At 70.4% G+C, this 20,417-nt stretch carries 18 protein-coding genes and 3 tRNA genes; 16 read left to right on the top strand and 5 right to left on the bottom strand.

Annotated elements, in window-relative coordinates:
- Nucleotides 1-110 precede the first annotated feature (110 nt).
- The 5 genes from ACFQ6S_RS18270 (at nucleotide 111) to ACFQ6S_RS18250 (ending at nucleotide 1,539) form a co-directional block, all read left to right on the top strand.
- Nucleotides 111-183: transfer RNA gene (locus ACFQ6S_RS18270), tRNA-Asn, on the top strand.
- Nucleotides 184-188: 5 nt separating this feature from the next.
- A tRNA-Asn gene (locus ACFQ6S_RS18265) sits at nucleotides 189-261 on the top strand.
- 180 nt (nucleotides 262-441) lie between these two features.
- Nucleotides 442-518 (top strand) — tRNA-Ile (locus ACFQ6S_RS18260).
- Between the two features lie 345 nt (nucleotides 519-863).
- Nucleotides 864-1,292, top strand: coding sequence for a DUF1622 domain-containing protein (locus ACFQ6S_RS18255; protein WP_383410217.1), 429 nt, complete (start codon nucleotides 864-866; stop codon nucleotides 1,290-1,292).
- Between the two features lies 1 nt (nucleotide 1,293).
- Complete coding sequence (locus ACFQ6S_RS18250; RefSeq protein ID WP_383410214.1) at nucleotides 1,294-1,539, top strand: hypothetical protein; 246 nt, start codon at nucleotides 1,294-1,296, stop codon at nucleotides 1,537-1,539.
- 528 nt (nucleotides 1,540-2,067) lie between these two features.
- On the opposite strand, the gene ACFQ6S_RS18245 is transcribed toward ACFQ6S_RS18250, so the two are convergent.
- The 5 genes from ACFQ6S_RS18245 to ACFQ6S_RS18225 all read right to left on the bottom strand — a co-directional run bounded on the left by ACFQ6S_RS18245 (nucleotide 2,068) and on the right by ACFQ6S_RS18225 (nucleotide 5,089).
- Nucleotides 2,068-2,349, bottom strand: coding sequence for a DUF6510 family protein (locus ACFQ6S_RS18245; RefSeq protein WP_383410211.1), 282 nt, complete (start codon nucleotides 2,347-2,349; stop codon nucleotides 2,068-2,070).
- A gap of 1 nt (nucleotide 2,350) precedes the next feature.
- Complete coding sequence (locus ACFQ6S_RS18240) at nucleotides 2,351-3,115, bottom strand: ferredoxin reductase (protein WP_383410208.1); 765 nt, start codon at nucleotides 3,113-3,115, stop codon at nucleotides 2,351-2,353.
- A complete protein-coding gene (locus tag ACFQ6S_RS18235) occupies nucleotides 3,085-3,684 on the bottom strand; it encodes a sulfite oxidase-like oxidoreductase (protein ID WP_383410206.1) in 600 nt (199 codons plus the stop codon). The genes ACFQ6S_RS18240 and ACFQ6S_RS18235 overlap by 31 nt, the downstream gene beginning before the upstream one ends.
- Nucleotides 3,685-3,994: 310 nt before the next feature.
- On the bottom strand, nucleotides 3,995-4,567 hold the full coding sequence (locus tag ACFQ6S_RS18230) for a YceI family protein (RefSeq protein ID WP_383410203.1): 573 nt from the start codon (nucleotides 4,565-4,567) through the stop codon (nucleotides 3,995-3,997).
- A 42-nt stretch (nucleotides 4,568-4,609) separates the two neighbouring features.
- Nucleotides 4,610-5,089, bottom strand: coding sequence for a hypothetical protein (locus tag ACFQ6S_RS18225; RefSeq protein ID WP_383410201.1), 480 nt, complete (start codon nucleotides 5,087-5,089; stop codon nucleotides 4,610-4,612).
- Nucleotides 5,090-5,612: 523 nt separating this feature from the next.
- On the opposite strand from ACFQ6S_RS18225, the gene ACFQ6S_RS18220 reads away from it, so the two are divergent.
- The 11 genes from ACFQ6S_RS18220 to ACFQ6S_RS18170 all read left to right on the top strand — a co-directional run bounded on the left by ACFQ6S_RS18220 (nucleotide 5,613) and on the right by ACFQ6S_RS18170 (nucleotide 20,387).
- Complete coding sequence (locus ACFQ6S_RS18220) at nucleotides 5,613-5,966, top strand: alpha/beta hydrolase fold domain-containing protein (RefSeq protein WP_383410198.1); 354 nt, start codon at nucleotides 5,613-5,615, stop codon at nucleotides 5,964-5,966.
- Nucleotides 5,963-7,162, top strand: coding sequence for an epoxide hydrolase family protein (locus ACFQ6S_RS18215; RefSeq protein WP_383410195.1), 1,200 nt, complete (start codon nucleotides 5,963-5,965; stop codon nucleotides 7,160-7,162). Before ACFQ6S_RS18220 ends, ACFQ6S_RS18215 begins: the two co-directional genes overlap by 4 nt.
- Before the next feature lie 461 nt (nucleotides 7,163-7,623).
- Nucleotides 7,624-8,022 carry a hypothetical protein gene (locus ACFQ6S_RS18210; protein WP_383410192.1) on the top strand — a complete coding sequence of 133 codons (399 nt, stop codon included), beginning with the start codon at nucleotides 7,624-7,626 and terminating at the stop codon, nucleotides 8,020-8,022.
- Between the two features lie 8 nt (nucleotides 8,023-8,030).
- Nucleotides 8,031-9,059 (top strand): phosphate ABC transporter permease subunit PstC, encoded by a 1,029-nt coding sequence (gene pstC, locus ACFQ6S_RS18205; protein ID WP_383410189.1) that lies wholly within the window; start codon nucleotides 8,031-8,033, stop codon nucleotides 9,057-9,059.
- Nucleotides 9,060-9,061: 2 nt separating this feature from the next.
- Nucleotides 9,062-10,291, top strand: coding sequence for a phosphate ABC transporter permease PstA (gene pstA, locus ACFQ6S_RS18200; protein WP_383410186.1), 1,230 nt, complete (start codon nucleotides 9,062-9,064; stop codon nucleotides 10,289-10,291).
- Between the two features lie 61 nt (nucleotides 10,292-10,352).
- Nucleotides 10,353-12,101, top strand: coding sequence for a phosphate ABC transporter substrate-binding protein PstS (gene pstS, locus ACFQ6S_RS18195; protein WP_383410183.1), 1,749 nt, complete (start codon nucleotides 10,353-10,355; stop codon nucleotides 12,099-12,101).
- Between the two features lie 143 nt (nucleotides 12,102-12,244).
- Nucleotides 12,245-14,749 carry a hypothetical protein gene (locus ACFQ6S_RS18190; RefSeq protein ID WP_383410180.1) on the top strand — a complete coding sequence of 835 codons (2,505 nt, stop codon included), beginning with the start codon at nucleotides 12,245-12,247 and terminating at the stop codon, nucleotides 14,747-14,749.
- Nucleotides 14,750-14,850: 101 nt separating this feature from the next.
- On the top strand, nucleotides 14,851-15,849 hold the full coding sequence (locus ACFQ6S_RS18185) for a hypothetical protein (RefSeq protein WP_383410177.1): 999 nt from the start codon (nucleotides 14,851-14,853) through the stop codon (nucleotides 15,847-15,849).
- Between the two features lie 48 nt (nucleotides 15,850-15,897).
- Complete coding sequence (locus ACFQ6S_RS18180; protein ID WP_383410174.1) at nucleotides 15,898-17,472, top strand: Ig-like domain-containing protein; 1,575 nt, start codon at nucleotides 15,898-15,900, stop codon at nucleotides 17,470-17,472.
- 156 nt (nucleotides 17,473-17,628) lie between these two features.
- Nucleotides 17,629-19,404: a WxL protein peptidoglycan domain-containing protein gene (locus ACFQ6S_RS18175; protein WP_383410172.1), complete on the top strand. Its 1,776-nt coding sequence runs from the start codon at nucleotides 17,629-17,631 to the stop codon at nucleotides 19,402-19,404.
- A gap of 53 nt (nucleotides 19,405-19,457) precedes the next feature.
- Nucleotides 19,458-20,387, top strand: coding sequence for a hypothetical protein (locus ACFQ6S_RS18170; RefSeq protein WP_383410169.1), 930 nt, complete (start codon nucleotides 19,458-19,460; stop codon nucleotides 20,385-20,387).
- The last annotated feature ends 30 nt before the right edge of the window (nucleotides 20,388-20,417 follow it).

Genomic DNA, 20,417 nt, shown 5'->3' with positions numbered 1-20,417 from the left:
GGGGGAACCGATTGGCGGAGCACCCCCCTGCTTGCGCTAATGTATGTGTCGCAGCGAGCGCACGCCCCCTGGCGATTACCCAGGTAGGTGCGTTCGATGCAACGAGGCATTCCTCCGTAGCTCAATTGGCAGAGCAGCCGGCTGTTAACCGGCAGGTTACTGGTTCGAGTCCAGTCGGGGGAGCTCGGTCCTCCGTAGCTCAATTGGCAGAGCAGCCGGCTGTTAACCGGCAGGTTACTGGTTCGAGTCCAGTCGGGGGAGCATGCTGAATGAGGGCCCCACTCCGGGGTCCTTTTTCATGTCCTCATCCCTGGCATGGAACCGCGCAGGTCACAGCGGAGTCCTTCAGGGCATGCGAAGTCGACCATACGAAGCAGGAGATCGTATGAGCGGCTATGCTGCGGCAGACGGCGCGCACACTTGTACGCGACACGCCGCTATGGGGCGGTAGCTCAGCCGGTTAGAGCAGCGGACTCATAATCCGTCGGCCGTGGGTTCGAGTCCCACCCGCCCCACCATGCGCGTCTGTGATCTGCGGAAACGTCTCAGCAGGCGGGCGTATGGCCTTGGGTGAACGGACCGAATCCGCTGCTCGCGAGTGAAAGCTCGTTGTCCGTATAGGCAGTTCGAATGGCTCTGACCTGGACGGATGTTCCAGTCCGCAGGCGATGAACCGCGGTATGCGGTCCCCAAGACTGGATGGGCGCTGGCCATGTCGTCGACACAGACGATGGGTGAGCAGGGGACCAGGGGCCTTGACCGGCCGCCGGATGTGGGCTGTGGGGCGGTGCCTGGTGTCTGCCATCGGACTGGCCTGGCAGGCGCTTGGTGAGATGACTCCTGCGGGCGGGTAACCGCCAGGCATGATCCTGTCGTGGGAGGTACTGCCGAAGTCGGATCTGCGTGAGGCGATCGGTGTCCTCGTACGGGTGGTGGAGACCGCAGGCGCATTGATCATTTTTGTGGGGGCGATCTGGGCGTTCGTCCGTTTCGTTGCGGCCGTGGTGCGTGGCGGGGGGGACGGGCGGGGCTTCAACCGGATCCGGCTGACGCTGGGCAGGTTTCTCGTGCTGGGACTCGAGTTTCAGTTGGCGGGCGATGTGCTGCGTACCGCGGTGGCGCCCAGTTTCACCGAGATCGGACAGCTCGCCGCGATCGCCGCCATCCGGACGGCGCTCAACTACTTCCTGGGCCGTGAGATCGCCCAGGAACGTGCCGAGCTCGAACGTGACTCGGAAGGGGAACCGGAGCAGGCGGCGGGAGCCCGGTCCGGCGGGCGAAAGGCGCCGTAGCGTGAAAGACGCGATCGAGGCAGCCGCGCTGCTGGTCACCGCACTCGGCGTCGTGTCGTTCCTGACGGCCTACGCGGCCACGCGCTCGATCCGCGTCGCTCTGCCGTTGCTCCTGGACTTTCTCACCGCGGTCGGCCTGATCCGCCTCGCGGGTGATCTGTCGTGGAGCACCATTGTGCTGACCGTCGCCGTCATCGCCGTCCGTAAGGTCGCCGCCTTCGGTGTCACCGAGAACAGCGCAGCATGAGCAGTGAGCACAATGGAAGGGTGGCGTTGCCGAGTGAGCCGCCTTTCCGCTTCGAGGGCGGCCAGATGGGCCGTGGCCTCTGCACCACAGCCAGTCGCCGACCGACTCGTACGGTGATCGTCGTGCAAGTGACGACGCGGCCTCATCCAACCCCCTATCAGCCATGGCCTGGGCGTCCAGGGGGTCACAGCGCGAGAAGCGGGCACCGCGGGCTCACGAGGTGGACGGTGAGGTGGTCCCTGTTAATGACGATCTCCGCAGGTCGGTGGACAGGGTCAGCTGCGCGTCGCCGTGATGACTACCGACGACGCGCACGGCCACGCGGTCAAGCGCGTGCCGACGTGGTCGTCGTCGCTCGGCCAAGAGATGGCCGGTGACTTGCTCATGCCCGGCGAGGACGCCCGCATCGCGCCGACCACCTTCGACGAGTGGCTTGCGAGGCAGCGACAGAGCCGTCGGGGAGGTCCCGCAATCGCCCCGCCCCCGGGGCAGCCTGTAGGAGCAACCGGCGCTGCCGCTGCCGTGGCTTCATCCGGGTGGCAGTGGGACGCGCATGTAGACCGTGCCGCGCAGGTCCAGCCATGCGGCGTCGGGGGCCCGTACGAATCGCAGGATCACCGTGTCGCAGCTTGGGCAGCGGGCCACCAGGCCGGGGGCGCGCGCGTACACGTGCAGGTCGGCGACGAGAGCGGTGCGCCCGCAGCCGGCACAGCGCCCGGCGGCCGAGGTGACGTCCGCGGTGAACAGTTCGCCCAGGGGGCCGGCGAGCGCGTTCCCGTCCTCGTAGTCCGTGGTGTCGGGTCGGTCCATGTCAGCCTCCCGTGGGGCCGAAGCGTTCGGTTCTGATCCGGCGCGGGTCGTGGCCCAGGGCCACCAACTGGGCTGCGGCGGTCTCGACGAAGCCGGTCGGCCCGCAGACGAAGCAGATCGGCTCGAACTCCGGTGGCCAGCCGTGGGTCTGCAGGTCCGCGGGTAGCAGGCGCCCCGCCGGTCTCGGCGAGCCCTCGGGCGTGTGCCGGGTGTAGAGGTGGGTCACGTCCAGGCCGCCGTCACCGGGCTGCGCGATACGCAGTTCGGAGGCGTAGTACCGGTCCTCCGGGGTGCGGACCGAGTAGATCAGCCGGAAGGGGACACGGCTGCCGAGGCTCCGGCGCGTGCGGATCATGGCCATCAGCGGGGCGATCCCCGATCCGCCGCCCACCAGCAGCACCGGCCGGGTGTCGGCCGGGCGCCAGACGAACCAGCCGCCTACCGGGCCCCGGAGCTCCACCAGGTCACCGGCCTCCATCACATCGACCAGATACGGCGAGACCTCCCCGTCGGGCACGCGTTGCACCGTCAGCTCGATCCGGTCGCCGTCGGGTGCCGAGGTCAGCGAATAGCTGCGCTCGGTGCTGTAGCCGTCCTCGGCGGTCAGTCGCACGTCCACGTGCTGGCCGGCCAGGTGCCCGGACCAGCCGGGCACGTCGAAGGTCAGCGTGCGGGCCGAAGGCGTCTCGTCGCGCAGACCGGCCAACCGGGCGGCCTGCCAGGTCAAAGGCGCCTTCAGTCGCCCTGATACCGCTGCTCGCGCCATGGGTCACCGTAGTCGTGGTAGCCGGCGCTCTCCCAGAACCCCGGCTCGTCCTCGGTCAGCAGCCGCATGCCGCGCACCCACTTGGCCGACTTCCACAGGTACAGATGCGGCACCAGCAGCCGGGCCGGGCCACCGTGCAGCGGAGCGAGGTCTTCTCCCTCGTACTGGTGGGCGATCCATGCTTTGTCGCCCAACAGGTCCTCCAGCGGGATGTTCGTCGTGTAGTCACCGTAGGAGTGGACCAGTACGAACTCGGCGGCCGTCTCCACATCGGCAAACAGCGTGTCCAGTGACACCCCTTGCCAGCCGGTGCCCAGTTTCGACCACTTGGTCACGCAGTGCAGGTCCACTGTCGGCCGCTCGCTCGGCAGCGCCAGCAGTTCCTGCCACGACCAGCTATGGCGCGTCGCGCTCTCGGTCGTGATGCTGAACTCCCACTCCTCCTGCGCGATGCTCGGCGTGGGTCCGGCCGACAGCACCGGAAAGTCCTCGGTCAGATATTGTCCGGGAGGCAGCTTCACATCCGCTGAGCGCGCCCGGCCGTGAAAGCCCCGCGAAACGATTCCCATGTCTGCCCCATTCCGTCAGGGGGACACCACGCCGACGACCCCGGGGACGACATCTCCATTGTGGGAGACGCGAGCGGAAAGCACACATCGTGGCGTCGCGCCGCCCGAGGACAACGCCTGTGACCTCTGACCAGAAGGTTGTGGTCGCCGGATGCCTCGGTGGTCTGCGCGGTGATGCAGCGGACCTCTTCGGAGAGCAGCGCGGCAATCACGCTGTTTGGGTCGAACGAACGGTGCAGCCAGGGTGGTTGGGTTACGGACGGGCCGGCGGTCGTGGCCACCGGCCTCAAAGACCGCCGGTACGCGGTGCTCAGGCGCCCGGGTCGCCGGCTTCAAGGACGGCCTCGATGTCCACCACGACATCGACCATGGCGCTGACGACGACTCCGCCCCGGTCGACCACGTCGTTCCAACTCACCCCGAAATCATGGCGATTGATGCGGGTGGTGGCCGTGAAGCCGGCGCGCCTCCTGGGGCCCCGGTCTCGGCCGTCCTCCCACCAGGGGGTGTCCCACTGTCCCAAGTAGGCGATGTCGAAGGGGACGGGATGCGTGACGCCCCGGACCGTGAGATCCCCGGAGACCTCGAATTCGGTTGCGCTGAGCTGATGAACGCGTGACCCGATGAAAGTCCACGTCGGGTGGTGTTCGACATCAAAGAAGTCGGCGCTGCGCAGGTGGGCGTCACGCTCGGGCTGACCGGTGTACACCTGGGTCGCGTCGATGGTCGCCTTGACGCGGGCCTTCTCCGGCTCGTCGGGATCGACCTCCAGCCAGCCGTGCACGTTCTTGAACTGTCCGCGCACGTAGGTGACCATCATGTGCCGTGCGCGGAACTCCGCGCCGGTGTGGCCGGGCTCGAAGAACCATTTGGTCGTGGCCATGTCGGCTCCCCTGACGCCATTGCCCCTGGGGCGGTGGCCTGATCAGCGTCGCAGCACGCGGCGCCAAGAGCCGACGGCAGTGGTCGCGGGTCCCCGGTGGCCGGTCAGGCCCTCGGCGATGAGGGAGATGCCGACGCCCAGGATCCATATGTCCTTGGCCAGCGAGGTTCCCTGCTCAGTAGGGCGCAGGCCTCCCTGGCGCATGCCCGGCGTACGCAGGTAGAGGCCGAGAGTGCCGGATGAGAATGCGGTGAGTGCAGCTCCGGCGACAGCGGCGGGCATGACCGGCAGGAGTAGCGCGCCGGCAATGGAGATCTCCCCGGTGGAGAGCAGCCGGGTGAACTTCTGGGCGTCGAGCTTGCCCAGGAAGGGGTAGGTGGCGGTGGCGAGCTGCTGGAGTCGCTCAGCGGTGGCCTGGTCGGCGTCGCGTTTCGAGAGTCCGGCGTTGAGGAAGTACGCACCGACCGTGAGCCTGAGTGGTAGTTGCCGCGCCGCGGAACGCCATGCCGAATCGAGTGCCACGCCGAACCTCACAAAATCGTCACCCCGCCTACCACCATGCCACCGGTCCGAACCATGTCAAACGGGGAGTAGTCGCTGCCTGTGGCGCGTAACCGGGCGGGTGGCAGCACGGCCGCCGCGCCGCCTACGACACGGCCACCGCTGTGAGGGCGCACGGCGGGCACGCCGGCATGGGACAGAAGCTATCGACGCTTATCGGGGGAGAGCATGGTGAAGGCGCAGAGGAGCCGCGCCACCGCCGCGAGCCGGAAGGGTTCGGCGTCGAAAGCGTCCCATGAAGGTCCCGCGCACGCGGAGACGCGGGCCGCGCAGCTGACGGCGATCGACCCGGAATGGAACTGCCCGTTTCGTGGGTGTTAGATAGGAAGCGTCGCGAACGTAGAGACGTGCCGTATTGGCGAGCAGCCACCAGGCCGCGATTATCTGGTCAACGGGATGACCCGGCGCGTGACGAGCCGGCGGCTACGTTGCGCCGCGCGCTTTCGGCCAAGTCCATGTCCGAGGTCGCGTGAGGACTGCTGTCATGACTGCCGTCGGCCCGGTCGGCCCTCAGCCTGCGGCACAGGACGTTGCAACGCCGCAGCCGCCACCGACCACGAGCGAGCAGGGCTACGCCACAGCCCAGTGGATCACCCGAAACGGGGCATTCGAGGGCCTGGACGCCAGCCGCATGGCGGTGGTCGGCGAATCGGTGGGTGGCGATAAGGCGGCCGCGTTGGAGCTCATGGCCAAGAAACGCGGCGATGTCACCTTCCTGCGGCAGTCGATGTACTCCCCGGTCACCGACCCGCCGATGAACACCGCGTCGTACGAACAGTGCGCCATTTCCGGCTACGAGGCTTTCCGTCCGTCCACAAACCGAGGAGCGCCGTCATGACCGTCAGGGCCGAAGCAACAGCCATCCGTCCGTTCCGGATCGAGGTTCCGGAGAAACAGCTCGCTGAGTTGCGCAGCCGGATCGAGGCGACGCGCTGGCCTTCTGAAGAGCTCGTCGCAGACCGGTCGCAGGGTGTGCAGCTGGCGACGCTGCAGGCGCTCGCCCGCTACTGGACGACCGAGTACAGCTGGCGCAAGTGCGAGGCGGCACTGAACGCGCTGCCGCAGTTCACGACCGAGATCGACGGGGTCGAGATCCACTTCATCCACGTCAGGTCGCGGCATGAGAATGCGTTGCCGTTGATCATGACGCATGGCTGGCCCGGCTCGGTCATCGAGCTGCTGGAGACCGTCGGCCCGCTGACCGACCCGACCGCTCACGGCGGCACCCCCGAGGACGCATTCCACCTGGTGCTGCCGTCCTTGCCTGGCTACGGCTTCTCGGGCGAGCCTACCGAGCCCGGCTGGGAGTCCGGCCGCATCGCACGCGCGTGGGCGGAGCTGATGGATCGCCTCGACTACACGCGCTACGTCGCCCAGGGGGGCGACGTGGGCGCCACCGTCACCGAAGCGATGGGCCGCCAAGCACCCGAGGGGCTGCTCGGCATCCACATGAACCTGCTCGCCGGTGCGCTCGGTCTCAAGGACCAACTGCCTGCGGAGTCCGAGCAGGAACGCGCGGCGCACGACGCGGTCAACACGTTCATGACGGACGGCTTCGGCTATTTCCTGGAGCAGTCCACCCGGCCGCAGACGATCGGCTACTCCCTGCTGGATTCACCCGTCGGGCTGGCGGCCTGGTTGCTCGACCACGACACGGACAGCTACTACAAGATCTCCCGGGCGTTCGTCGACGGCGAGCCCGTGGGCAACCTCACCCGGAACAACATCGTCGACAACATCACGCTGTACTGGCTGACGGGCACCGGCGCCTCGGCCGCTCGATGGTACTGGGAGTTCGGACGGGACCTGGCCGCAGCCCATGCGGCCGGCCAGGCTCCTCCGGAGGTCACGGTTCCGGTCGGCTTCACGACGTTCCACGGCGAGATCTGGGCGGCCCCGCGCAGCTGGGTCGAGACGGTCTACCCCAAGCTCACGTACTTCAACGAGATCGACAGCGGCGGCCACTTCCCCGCCTGGGAGGAGCCGGAGCTCTTCTCCACGGAGGCGCGGGCTGCGTTCAGCTCATTGCGCTGACGACGCCATCGTGTTCGGCTCTGGTACGCGCCCGCGCTGTGGCACACGCCTCGCCAACGGTGTGGGAAGCACGAGGCACCGAGTCGCTCCCTCTTCCGGCCATGAACCCGCGATCGCCACGCGATCAGTGACGCGGGCCGGCTGTGGTCGGCGTCGTACCCGAACGGACGGGCTGGGCTCCGGCCGCCCGACCGGACCTCCCCACCCCCTGCTGTCCTGTGGCTCCTCTCGCTGTGAGCGCTCTCGTGCCCACGGCGGTGGAGTTTGCCGTTCATCCGCCCTCCGTTCGGCCTTCACTCATCCGTGGACACAGAACGCACACAGTTCCGCGACTCTCAGTGCGCTTTGGGTGATTCTTCGCCGCTGGCGAGAAACAGCCCATGGGACGAAGGGGAGAGGGGGCGGTTTCCATGGTTCCGGCACGGTTTTTGTACGTGGTTCGGGGTGCACCGCAGAGACCCGTGGGGGAGGAGCAGTCCGTCGGCTGGCGGCTGGTCGGGTCCAACCATCGTGAACTGGGGCGCAGCGCCGAGTCGTTCGCCGGCTTCGCGGAGTGCCGGGCCTCGGTGCTGTGGCTGAGAGAGCGGATCGGCGACGCCAAGGTGCTGCTGACCACGACGGAGGCGGCCGGTGGCTGGAGCTGGCGGCTGGAGATCGACGGCCGGGCGGCCGCGGTCGCCGGGCGGCTCTATCAGCGCCAGCGTGACTGCCAGTACAACTTCGGTCAGTTCCTGCACGCCGTACCCGTGGCCGAGCTGACCGAGCCGACTCCGCCCTGGCCCCGAGGGGCGGGCGGGGGGCGGCCGCGGGGCGGCGACGGTGGCGGCGCTCGTGAGCGTGCCGGGACGCGTGCGCGATGAGTGTTGTCATGCCCAGACTCGGTCAGCCCTCCGAACCCGGACCGGAGCAGGACGGCGACGACTACGCACGGCGGGCGCCGCGCGGCCGGATCGAGCCCGTGGACCGCCTCTTCCAGGGCGTCCTGCGCGGCAGCGGGGCCGTCGTCCTGGCGATCATGCTGCTGGTCGGCGTCTTCCTCACCTACCGGGCGTCCCAGGCGCTGGGCGTCGCCAAGTGGTCGTTCCTCACCACCTCCGCCTGGGAGCCGGACTCGCGCCACTTCGGCATCGCGGCCGTGCTCACCGGCACGGTGCTCATCGGGGTGACCGCGATCTGCATCGCCCTGCCCCTGGCACTGGGCACCGCGCTGTACATCTCGGAGTACGCGCCACGGAAGCTGCGGCGGACCCTGATCAGCCTGGTGGACCTCATGGCGGCCGTGCCGAGTGTGGTCTACGGGCTGTGGGGCTTCTTCCTGCTCCAGGGGCAAGTCGTCGGGCTGTCCCGGTGGATCGCCACCTACCTCTCGTGGATCCCCGTCTTCAAGGTCGACGGCGTCGTCCCGGGCGATCCGCTCCAGACCACCACCGTGTACACGTCCTCCACCTTCATCGCCGGGATCGTCGTCGCGCTCATGGTCACGCCCATCGCCTGCTCGGTGATGCGGGAGACCTTCTCGCAGGCGCCGGCCGGGGAACGCGAGGGCGCCCTGGCGCTGGGCGCGACCCGGTGGGGGATGATCCGCGCGGTCGTCCTGCCGTACGGGCGGGGCGGCATCATCGGCGGCACCATGCTGGGCCTGGGCCGGGCCCTGGGCGAGACGATCGCCGTCTACATGATCATCTCGCCGGTGTTCGCCGTGCAGTGGCACATCCTGCAGAACGGCGCCAACTCCGTCTCCGCGCTGATCGCGCTGCGCTACGGCTCCGCCAGCGAGTTCGGCATGTCGGCCCTGATGGCCGCCGGGCTCGCGCTCTTCCTCCTGACCCTCGTCGTGAACTTCGTCGCGTCCTCGATCGCCGCCCGCAGCCGCTCCGGCGCCGGAACGGAGGCCTGAGCATGACCACCGAGCTCCTCAAGGAACCCGTGACCGTGCGGCCGGCCGCCGAGGACCACGACAGCGCCCCCGAGGTCCGGCGGAACACCTCCTCCGTGCACTCCTCCGACCTGCTCGCCCTCGCGGGCGCCGCCGCGGGAGGAGTGTCGTTCACCGCGCTGCTCTTCGTCTGGATCGCCCCGTTCGACTCGATCCTCGGCTTCGTCGTCGTCGCGTATCTGCTCTTCCTCGGGCTCTACGCCGTGCTGGTCTCCTTCGACGAGAACTCCGTCGCCGTACGGGACAAGGTCACCGCCGTCCTCTGGCAGAGCCTCGCCCTGCTGCTGATCGGCGCGCTGGCCCTGGTCGTGGGATACACCCTGTGGCGCGGCAGGTCCGCCCTGGTGCACATCGGCTTCTTCACCGAGGACATGTCGGGCACCGGCCCGCTCGAACCGCTCAGCAAGGGCGGTGTGCTGCACGCGATCGTGGGCACGCTGGAGCAGATCGCCATCTCACTGGCCGTCACCGTGCCGCTGGGGCTGGCCTGCGCGGTGTTCCTCAACGAAGTGCCCGGACGCTACGCGCGTTTCGTCCGCACCATCGTCGAGGCGATGACGGCCCTGCCGTCGATCGTGGCCGGCCTGTTCATCTACGCCACCGTGATCCTCATCCTCGGCGTCGACAAGTCCGGCATCGCCGCCGCGCTGGCGCTCAGCGTGATGATGCTGCCGATCATCATCCGCGCCGCCGACGTGGTGATCCGGTTGGTGCCGGGCTCGCTGCGCGAGGCGTCGTACGCCCTGGGCGCGAGCAAGTGGCGCACCGTCTGGACGGTCGTCCTGCCCACCGCCCGCTCCGGGCTGACCACCGCCGTGATCCTGGGCACCGCCCGCGGCATCGGAGAGACCTCCCCGGTGCTGCTCACCTCCGGGGTCAACGCCGGGCTGAACGCCGACCCGCTCAGCGGCCCGCAGATCTCGCTGCCGCTGGCCACCTTCGATCTGGTGCGCTCGCCCCAACCCTCCTTCATCGCCCGCGGGTTCGGCTCCGCCGCCCTGCTGATGGCGCTGGTCCTGCTGCTCTTCGTGCTGGCCCGTGTGATCGGCGGGCGCGGACCCGGCGAGCTGACCCGCAATCAGCGGCACCGGCGGGTGCTCGCCTCGCGGCGCGACGCCGAGCGCATGAGCAGGCGGGCGCTGCAAAGGGGCCGATCGTCCGTCGAGACCCCCTCGGGGCCGGCCCCCGACTGACGCCTCCACCCACCCCGGCCACACCTTCCCCATCACCGACCCCGACCTGGAGCTCCCCGTCATGCCCGGATCACCTCCGGCCACGTCCGCACGCCTGCGCACGAGAGCCGTGACCGCCCTCGTCCTCCTGGCCGCCCTGCTGGTCGGCGCCGTACCCGCCGACGCCGCGACCTATGTGCCGATCTCGGGCGCGGGCTCCACCTGGAGCCAGAACGCGCTCGACCAGTGGCGGGCCAACGTCAAGCAGTACGGCATGACCGTGAACTACAACGGCACCGGCTCCTCCGACGGCCGCAACCAGTTCCGCAACGGCACCGTGGACTACGCCGTCTCCGAAATCCCGTACGGCATCAAGGACTCGGGCGTCGTCGACTCGCCGCCGTCCCGGAAGTACGCGTACATGCCGATCGTGGCCGGTGGTACGTCGTTCATGTACAACCTCACGATCGGCAACAGGCGGGTGACCAACCTGCGGCTGTCCGGCGAGGTCATCGCCAAGATGTTCACCGGGCAGATCAAGACCTGGAACGACCCCGCCATCAAGGCCGACAACCCGGCGCTCGCCTCCGCGCTGCCCGCCCGCCGGGTCGTGCCGGTGGTGCGCTCCGACGGCTCCGGTACGACCGCGCAGTTCACCACGTGGATGAGCAAGCAGTACCAGGGACTGTGGGACGCATACTGCCGCCGGGCCGGCCGGATGACCCCGTGCGGGGCGACGTCGAACTACCCGGTGGTGCCGGGCGGCGGCTTCGTCGGGCAGTCGGGCTCGAACGGTGTCTCCGGCTATGTCGCCCAGGCCGGCAACGTCGGCACGATCACCTATGTCGAGTACTCGTACGCCGTGTACACGACCGGATTCCCGGTCGCCAAGGTGCTCAACAAGGCCGGGTACTACGTCGAGCCGACCGCGAAGAACGTGGCGGTGGCGCTGACCAGGGCGGACATCGAGGAGAACGCCGCGTCCCCGGCGTATCTGACCCAGAAGCTAGACCGCGTCTACAACGACACCGACCGGCGCAGCTACCCGCTCTCCAGCTACAGCTACATGATCATCCCGACCAAGCTGGAGTCGAACTTCAACGCCCAGAAGGGCAAGACGCTCGGCGCCTTCTCGTACTACTTCCTGTGCCAGGGACAGCAGCGGGTCGACAGCCTCGGGTACTCGCCGCTGCCGATCAACCTGGTGCAGGCCGGGCTGAAGCAGGTCCGCAGGATCCCGGGCGTCGATGTCGAGAGCATCGACATCAAGAAGTGCAACAACCCGACGTTCTCGCCGGACGGCACGAACACGCTGGTCAAGACCGCGCCTTATCCGCCTGCCTGTGACAAGAAGGGGGCGGCCCAGTGCTCCACCGGTACGGGTGGGGCGAAGACGCCTACCCAGGTGGGTGGGGGTTCCGATGGCGGGGGCTCCGGTGGGGGTGCGTCCGGTGGTTCGGGGTCCGGTTCGGGTGCCAACGCTGGTGCCGGCGGGGCGGCGGCCTCCGGCGGCGGGACCGGTGGTGCCGGGACCGGCGGTACGACCGCGGGGGCGACCGGGGGAGCAGGTGCCACTGGGGGTGCCTCCGGGACGCCCACCGCGGGTGGGGGTGCGTCGGTCGATCCGGATACCGGGCAGGTCATCGGCGCGGGGGGCCCTGCGGGCGGCGGGACGGGGGTTGACGCGTTTGCTCAGCCTGTCAGTACGTCGCGGGGGATCAGTGGGGGTACGCGTACGGCGTTGATGGTGCTGGCGGGTGGGTTGTTGCTGGCGATCACTGTGGGGCCTCCGTTGATCAGTCGGCGACTCAAGCGGGGCGCTTCGCTGTGAGGGCCGGGATGGGTCGTATTTCGTCTGCGGCGCCGTGGGGGCTGGTCGCGCAGTTCCCCGCGCCCCTGAGGGGCGTTGCCCGTCGGTTCCTTGCCACCTCGCTGTCCGTTGCAGTCACCCTGCTTTCCGTTATCGGTGTCGGAGTGCTCGTCCAGAGCGCCTCGGCCGCCGACTCGTCGTCCGATGTCACCGTCTCCGGCGATGGGCCTTACTCCGACCTCGAGGTGACGGTCAGTCAGACCCGCAACCTCGTCAATCAGGTCGTCAAGGTCTCCTGGAAGGGCGGCGCCCCTACCGTCTCCGACACCACCTACGCCGCCAACTACCTGCAGATCATGCAGTGTTGGGGCGATGTAAGGGGTGGTCCCGATCCCGAGCAGTGTCAGTTCGGGGGGTCCTCCGCGCTGGGCGCGGGCGCCGGTAGTCAGGCCGCGGGGGCGTACACCAACACCCGGCAGCTCAGCTACGGCGGTCTGAAGGATCCGGCGCAGGAATTGCCGCCGGCGTCCGGGACCGGGATCTCGTATGTGCCGTTCCGGTCCGTGACCGGGGATGTGATCACCAAGGGGAACTGGAACGAGTTCTACGACGTGAACACCTCCAACGAGGTGCCGTACGCCCGGACCGGGCCCGACGGCAGCGGTGAGGTGTACTTCGAGGCACAGACCGGGCTGGAAGCGCCCGGCCTGGGGTGTGGCGAGGTGCCCGCCGGGGCCTCCGGTGCCACGGCCGGGCGCAAGTGCTGGCTGGTCGTCGTGCCGCGCGGGGAGAACGAGGTCGACGGCTCCGCGTACACCGCGCGGTCCAGTGGGCTGCTGGAGTCCTCGCCGCTCAGTGCGAGCAACTGGAAGCACCGGCTCGTGGTGCCGCTGGGCTTCGAGCCGATGGGGCGGTTCTGTCCGATCGGAGCCGACGAGCGGGGCACGCTCGGCAACGAGATCGTCGCCGAGGTCGTCACACGATGGCAGCCCGCCCTGTGCCAGTCCGCCGGCCGGACGATCTACGGATACGCCCAGGTCACCGATGACACCGCCCGCGCCAAGCTGGTCTCCGGATCGCCCGGCCTCGTCTTCCTCGGGCGTCCGGCCACCGGCGACCAGGTACCGGCCGGACAGCGGCCGGTCTACGCGCCGGTCGCCCTGTCGGGGCTGACCCTGGGCTTCTTCGTCGAGAGCCAGGCCGGGTTCAACGCGCCCGCGGCCGTCAAGGCCCGTGACGGAGCACGTCTGACCTCGCTGAACCTCACTCCGCGACTGGTCGCCAAGCTGCTCACCGAGTCCTACCAGGACGGCAATTCACGGCTCGCGCCGAGCACCCAGGCCAACCCGTTCAACCTGGCCACCGACCCCGAGTTCCTCAAGTACAACCCCGGCTACAAGGACCTCAGCTTCGGCGGCAGCCTCGGTGACGCGCTCGTACCGGAGGCGCTGGCCGACGCGACCTGGGAGCTGTGGAACTGGGTGCGCCAGGACCCGGCCGCCCGTGAGTTCCTGAGCGGTGCCGCCGACAACACGGGGCGGTACGGCGATCCCGCCTTCTCCGGGATGAAGGTCAACCCGCACTACAAGGACATGGAGCTGCCGCGGGAGGAGTACCCGAAGAGCGACCCCTTCTGCCAGCAGTTCCAGGACCACCCCGACCACCCGCTGTGCATCCAGGACAAGCATCCGTACGCCACCGACCTGCACTCCGCCGCCCGCGCCGCCGCGCGCGGCGACACCCTGGCCCGCACCAACTGGGACAACACCGCAACTCCCCCCGGCTACAAGAAGAACCCGCCGCAGCCCGCGGGCAAGCGGGCCGTCCTCGCCCTGACCGACACGGCGACGGCGGCGCGCTACGGCCTGGTGACGGCCAGGCTCCAGAACGCCGCCGGCCGGTTCGTCGCCCCCGACACCCGCGGGCTGCTCGCGGGACGGGCGGCCATGAAGGCGAGCGGTGTGAGCGGGGTGGAGGTCGCCGACCCGGCCAACAGGAACCGGGACGCCTATCCGCTCACCCTCCTCACCTATGCCGCCACCGTGCCGGAGAAGCTCACCGCGCAGGAGGGCCGGGATTACGCGGCCCTGCTGAAGTACGCGGCGGGCGACGGACAGCGGCCCGGCGTGGCCTCGGGCACGCTGCCCGAGGGCTACGCCCCGCTGCCGGCCGATGTGCGCGGTCGTACCCGTGCCGCCGCCGAGGCCATCGTCTCCCGGGCCGGTGCTCCGGCGTCGAGCCCGCCGGCCGATGGCGTGACGAACGGCGGTTCGGGCACGGCGTCCGGCGGCTCCGGTGACACCGGGGGAGTCGCGGCGGCGGGCTCGGGGGGTGCCGGCCCGGGCGGGGGCGCCGGGGCGTCCGGTGGGCAGGCCGGTGCGAGTGGTACCGGGGGCACCGGGGCTTCCCCGTCCGCCGCGGCGAGCGGCGGCACACCCTCGGGCTCCCCGTCCACCGCACCGGCCGCCGCCTCCGCCTCGGACGGTCCGCTGCTGCGTACCCCCGAGTGGGCGCTCGGAGCCGTGCGCTACGCCCTGCTGATCGCCCTGGTCACCGGTCTCGCCGCCGCCGTCTGCGGCCCCCTCCTGCCGAGGGCCCTGCCGCGACTGGCCGCCGCCCTCGCCGACCGGCGGACCAGGGGCAAGTCGGCCGCCGGCGAAGGGAGGTGATGCCCGCACCCGACACACCGACAGGTCCGCGCCAACGAACTGTCCGAAACACCGCGCCGGGCACCACCGCCCGGCGGAAGCCTAATCGAGAGGTACGCAACGTGAACAAGAGAATGGCCGCCGTCGCCGCCGTGGGTCTCGCAGGCCTGGTCACCGGCACCCTCAGCGCCACGCAGGCCGCCGCCGACCCGGCCGGCCCGCCCGCCTACCGTCAGCTGTCCGGCGTGGGGTCCGACACCACGCAGGACGTGATGAACGGAATGGCGCAGGCCATCACCATCAACGGCACCAAGGTCATCGGCTCCTACGACGCCACCGGCTCGGCCCAGATCACCACCAAGGACCCGGCCACCACCCCCGGTTGCACCATCAGCCGCCCGAACGGCTCCGGCGCCGGCCGCACCGCCCTGCAGAACTCGCTCCAGGCGGGCAACGGCTGCCTGGACTTCTCCCGTTCCTCCAGCCTCAACCTGGCCGCCGCGAGCCCGGGTCTGACCTACGTCCCGTTCGCCGTGGACGCCGTCAGCTACTCGATCACGCCCACCAGCACGGTGCCGCGCAAGCTCACGCTGGCCGACCTCAAGGCCATTTACCACTGCGACCCGGGCTACGTGGGCGCCGGCCCCAACTACAGCCTGACGGTGTACCTGCCGCAGGCCGGCTCGGGCACCCGCAGCTTCTGGGAGTCCCAGATGGGCATCACCGACGCCGACGTGGTCGCCGGTGTCTACCCGTGCATCAAGGACACCAAGAACGGCAGCCCGGTCCAGGAGCACGACGGCCGTGTCCTCGACGACAAGTCGATCGTCCCGTTCTCCATCGCGCAGTACAACTCGCAGGCCTCGCAGACGATCGCGGACCTCCGCGGCCGGGCGATCCTCGGCACCGTCGACGGTCTCGCGCCGACGGTTCTGAACAGCAACTTCGGTGTGAAGCGCGACGTCTACAACGTCATTCCGACGAGCAAGATCGGCACCGCGCCGTGGAGCACCGTCTTCGTCGGCAACAACTCCCTGGTCTGCCAGCAGAGCTCGGTGATCAACACCTACGGCTTCGCCACCAACCCGAACTGCGGCGACACCAGCAAGCAGACCTCCTGACGCACCTTTCGGATCTTCGGAAACATCCTCCAGAAGGAGAGCACGACAGTGCTGAAGAAGACTCATCTGCGGGCCCTGGCCGGCGGGCTCGCGGGCCTGGTCGCCGTCCTCGCGGGCGGTATCGCCGCGGCGCCGGCCGCGCAGGCCGCCGAGATCGGCACGGCCACGGTCGCACCCGCGACCGGCGCCGACACCTCACCGATGTCGCTGACGACCTCGGGCGCCTGCCCGGACAACGCCACCAACATCATCGCCTCGGTGACCGGCTCCGGGTTCCCGGCCGGCGGCCAGATCGTGGTCGGCAACTCGCCGATCAGCTCCTACGGCACGGCGGGCAACGGCGGGCTGATCATCCCCCTGACCGACACCATGCGGGGCTACGCCCAGACGGCCGGCTTCACCACCCTGACCGGCAAGTACACGTTCACGATCACCTGCCGGACCGCGTTCAACGCCACCAGCCTCGGTGACTTCCCGGCCTCGGTCTGGTTCACGTCCAACACGGCGTACCAGAACACCGACCCGGCCGTGAAGACCGACACCACCACGTCCCTCGCGGTCTCCCCGGCGTCCCCGGTGACCGCGGGCACCTCGGTGACGCTGACCGCGACCGTCGCCCCCGCGGGCGCGGCCGGTGAGGTCCAGTTCCGTGACAACGGGAGCCCGCTCGGTGCCCCCGTCGCCGTCACCGGCGGCCAGGCCCAGCTCACCACGAGCAGCCTCGGCGCCGGCAACCACGCGCTGACGGCCGTGTTCACCCCGTCGAGCGCCGCCTACAACGGCTCGACGTCCGGCGCGGTCGCGTACTCCGTCGAGGCCGCCCCGGCGACCCCGACCACCACCGCGCTGGCCGTCTCCCCGGCCGGTACGGCGGACAAGTTCAGCCCCGTCTCCATGACCGCGTCGGTGTCGCCCGCCTCGGCGGCCGGCTCCGTGAAGTTCCAGGACACCGTGGGCGGCACCACGACCACGCTGGGCACCGTGCAGGTCGCGGGCGGTCAGGCGGCCTTCAGCACCAGCAGCCTGGCCGAGGGCGACCACTCCTTCACGGCCGTCTTCGTCCCGGCGGACCCCGGCACCCACACCGGCTCCACCTCCGGCAACGTCCCGTACGTGATCGGCGCCTTCGAGGGCGTGACGGCCTCGCAGGACATCACCACCACCGTCGAGTCCGGCGCCCTGGTCATCAGCGTGGACGACCCGCACGTCACGCTGCCCTCGCCGCAGCTGAACGCCGACGGCGACCTGCTCACCACCGCGGGCGCGATCAACCCGGTCACGCTCACCGACACCCGCGCCGGAAACCCCGGCTGGTCCGTCAGCGGCCAGGTCACCGACTTCGCCGACGGCGGCTCGCACCAGATCAACGGCCAGAACCTGGGCTGGACCCCGAAGGTGACCGACAAGGGCGCGTCCCAGACGGTCACCCCGGGTGCGGCGGTCGCCGCGGCCCACGGCGCTGCCCCCGGCGACGCCGGCTCGGCCGGCCTGAAGTCCTCCCGCTCGCTGGCGGGCGGCACCGGTCTGGGCACCGCCCACCTCGGCGCCGACCTGGCCCTGAACGTGCCGACCTCGACCGTGGCCGGCACCTACACCGCCACTCTCACCCTGACGGCCATCTGACCCGGGCGGATGGCTGACGGGGCGGACCTCCACATCCCCCTCGGAGCCGCCCCGGGCCGGGACGGGCAGCCCTCCTGCCCGTCCCGGCCAACCCCCGGTCGACCCGGCCCCCGCTCACCCGTGCACCGGTCCCGCGCCCGAACGGACGACCCCGACATGATCACGACATCGGCCCGCCGCATCGCCGCCGTCCTGGCCGCCTGCCTCCTCGCCGTCCTCCCGGCCACCCACGCGTCGGCCGACGGGGGACAGGCCGGTACCGGGCGCACGACGTTCGGCGTCCAGCCATCGGCCGCGAAGAAGCCCGACGCCCGGCCGAACTTCTCCTACGGCGCCACCCCCGGCGCCCTCGTCAAGGACCACATCGCCGTCTTCAACTACGGCACGAAACCACTGACGTTGAGGGTGTACGCACAGGACGCCTTCACCACCGCCGACGGCGGCTTCGACCTGTTCGCGGCCAGGCACAGGCCCACCGACGCCGGCTCCTGGATCAAGCTCCGCAAGAACCAGGTCAAGGTCCCCGCCCGCTCCCGAGTCATCGTCCCCTTCACCCTGACCGTCCCGGCGAAGGCGACCCCCGGCGACCACACCGGCGGCATCGTCGCCTCGCTCTCGGCCGCCGGCGCCGACAAGAAGGGCAACAAGGTCGCCCTCGACCAGCGGGTCGGCGCGCGCGTCTACCTCCGGGTGGCCGGTGCCCTCACGCCCCGCCTCGCCGTCGAGGACCTGCGCACCGTGTACCACGGCAGCGCCAACCCCTTCGGCACGGGCTCCGCGACGGTGACGTACACCGTCCGCAACACCGGCAATGTGCGGCTGGCGGCGCATCAGACGGTGGGCGTCCGCGACGGGTTGGGCGGCACGGCCGAGGTGGCCAGGCTTCGTGACCTCCCCGAACTGCTGCCGGGCGACTCCGTGTCCGTCACGGCGAAGGCCACCGGTGTGCTGCCCGCCTTCCGGGACACGACGAGCGTCACGATCGACCCCGAGCCGGTCCGCGGCGACATCCAGCACCGCATCCTGCCCCGCGTCACCCGCACCGAGGCCTTCACCGCCGTGCCCTGGGCGTTCCTGGCCCTGCTGCTCGCGGTACTCGCCGCGGCCGTCACGTTCGTGCTGATACGACGTCGGCGGCGCCGCAACACCCAGAGCGCGCCGGTGCGTTCCGCGTCCCGCCCGAAGCAGGCCGTCGGCCTGGCGGCGGCGACCCTGCTGGCCGCCGGGGCCGTGGTCGGGGGCACCCCGGTGGACGCCCGGGCGGCGGACGCGGGGAAGCTCGCGGTCAGCCCGGCGAAGGGCAGCGACACCCAGCCCATCACCCTGACCGCCGAAGCGCCCTGCCCCGCGAAGACCGCCAACGTCATCGCCCGGGTCACCGGGGCGGGCTTCCCGCGCGGCGGCCAGATCGTCGTCGGCAACGCGCCGCTCGCCACGTACGGCAAGGTGCCGGGGGCCGGGCTCGGCATCCCGCTGACGTACACCATGCGGGACTACGCCAGCACCGCCGGGTTCACCACCCTGCGCGGCACGTACACCTTCACCGTCAGCTGCCTCAAGGGCCCCTTCGATCCGACCAGTCTGCGGGACTTCACCGGCTCGCTGCGGTTCGCGCAGAAGAGCGCGTACCGGGACGGGACCGAGGTCGCGCTGCCCAAGAAGGCACCGGTGCCGCAGAGTCCGGCCGCATCCACGACGCCGGGACCGTCCGGACAGTCCCAGGGGCTGCCCGTGCCCGCGCCGACCGAGCAGGGCGGCGACGTCCCGCCGGGCAGCGTCGTCCCGCCGGGCAGCGCACCGGCCGATACCGCCGCCGCTGCTCCCGAAACCGCCCTCACCGCCTGGTCCGTCACCGGATTCGGCGTCTGCCTGCTGGCCCTCGCGACGGGCGTCGCTCTGTGGGTGCGCGGCCGCCGGGCCCGGAGCGAGTGACCGCGCACCCCACCACGTACCGACCGAACCAACTGCCCAGGGAGAGAAACCCCGTGTCCATCACACCCCGCACACTCCGGATGTCCAGGGCGGCCGCGCTCCGCGTCGGTTCGGTCGTCGCCGCCTGCGGCACGGCCGGGCTGCTCGTCACCGCCGCCGCCGTCGTGCAGGCCTCGGCCGCCGAGGCCCCCGCCGCCATGTCCGTGACCCCCGAGACCGGCACGGACACCGAAGGCATGAGCCTGACCACCTCGGCGGCCTGCCCGGCCGAGGCGACGAACCTGATCGTGGACGTGACGGGCTCCGGCTTCCCGGCCGACGGCCAGAACGTCGTGGGCAACTCCCCGCTCGGCACCTACGGCACGACACCGAACGGCGGCATCGTCGTGCCGCTGTCCGACACGATGCGCAACTACGCCAGCACCGCCGGGTTCACCACCCTCCAGGGCCGCTACGACTTCACCCTCACCTGCCGCACCGCCTTCAACGGCGCCAGCCTGCGCGACTTCACCGCGTCGATCTGGTTCACCTCCAACACCGCCTACCGGAACACCGACCCGGCCGGACCGGGCAACACCCCGACGCCGACGGACACCGCCAGCGCGACCCCGACCGACTCGGGCACGCCGACGGACACGGCCACCCCGACCGACCCGCCCACGGACACCGAGTCGCCGACCGACACGGCCCTTCCGACCGACACTCCCACCGACACCGCGCTGCCGACCGACACCGCCGCCCCGACGGACACCTCGGCGGCCGACGGCGGCACCACGGGCGGCGGCTCGCAGGACATCTCCACCGACGTGAGCGGCGGTGCGTCCGGCGGCGGTTCGGGTGGCGGCGGCTCCATGGCGGCCACCGGCGTCAACGCGGGCGCGCTCGGCGCCCTGTCCGCGGCACTGGTGGTCGCGGGCTTCGTCATCGTCCGCCGGGCCCGCCGGCGCGAGGACTTCCCCGTCACCGACACCCCGAACGCCTGATCCGTGCCCGGACCCCACAGGAAGAGACGA

The sequence above is a fragment of the Streptomyces sp. NPDC056479 genome, from assembly GCF_042795335.1.
Taxonomy (GTDB): domain Bacteria; phylum Actinomycetota; class Actinomycetes; order Streptomycetales; family Streptomycetaceae; genus Streptomyces.
Note: the sequence above shows the minus strand (reverse complement) of the source record. Positions and strands in the feature narration are given on the sequence as shown.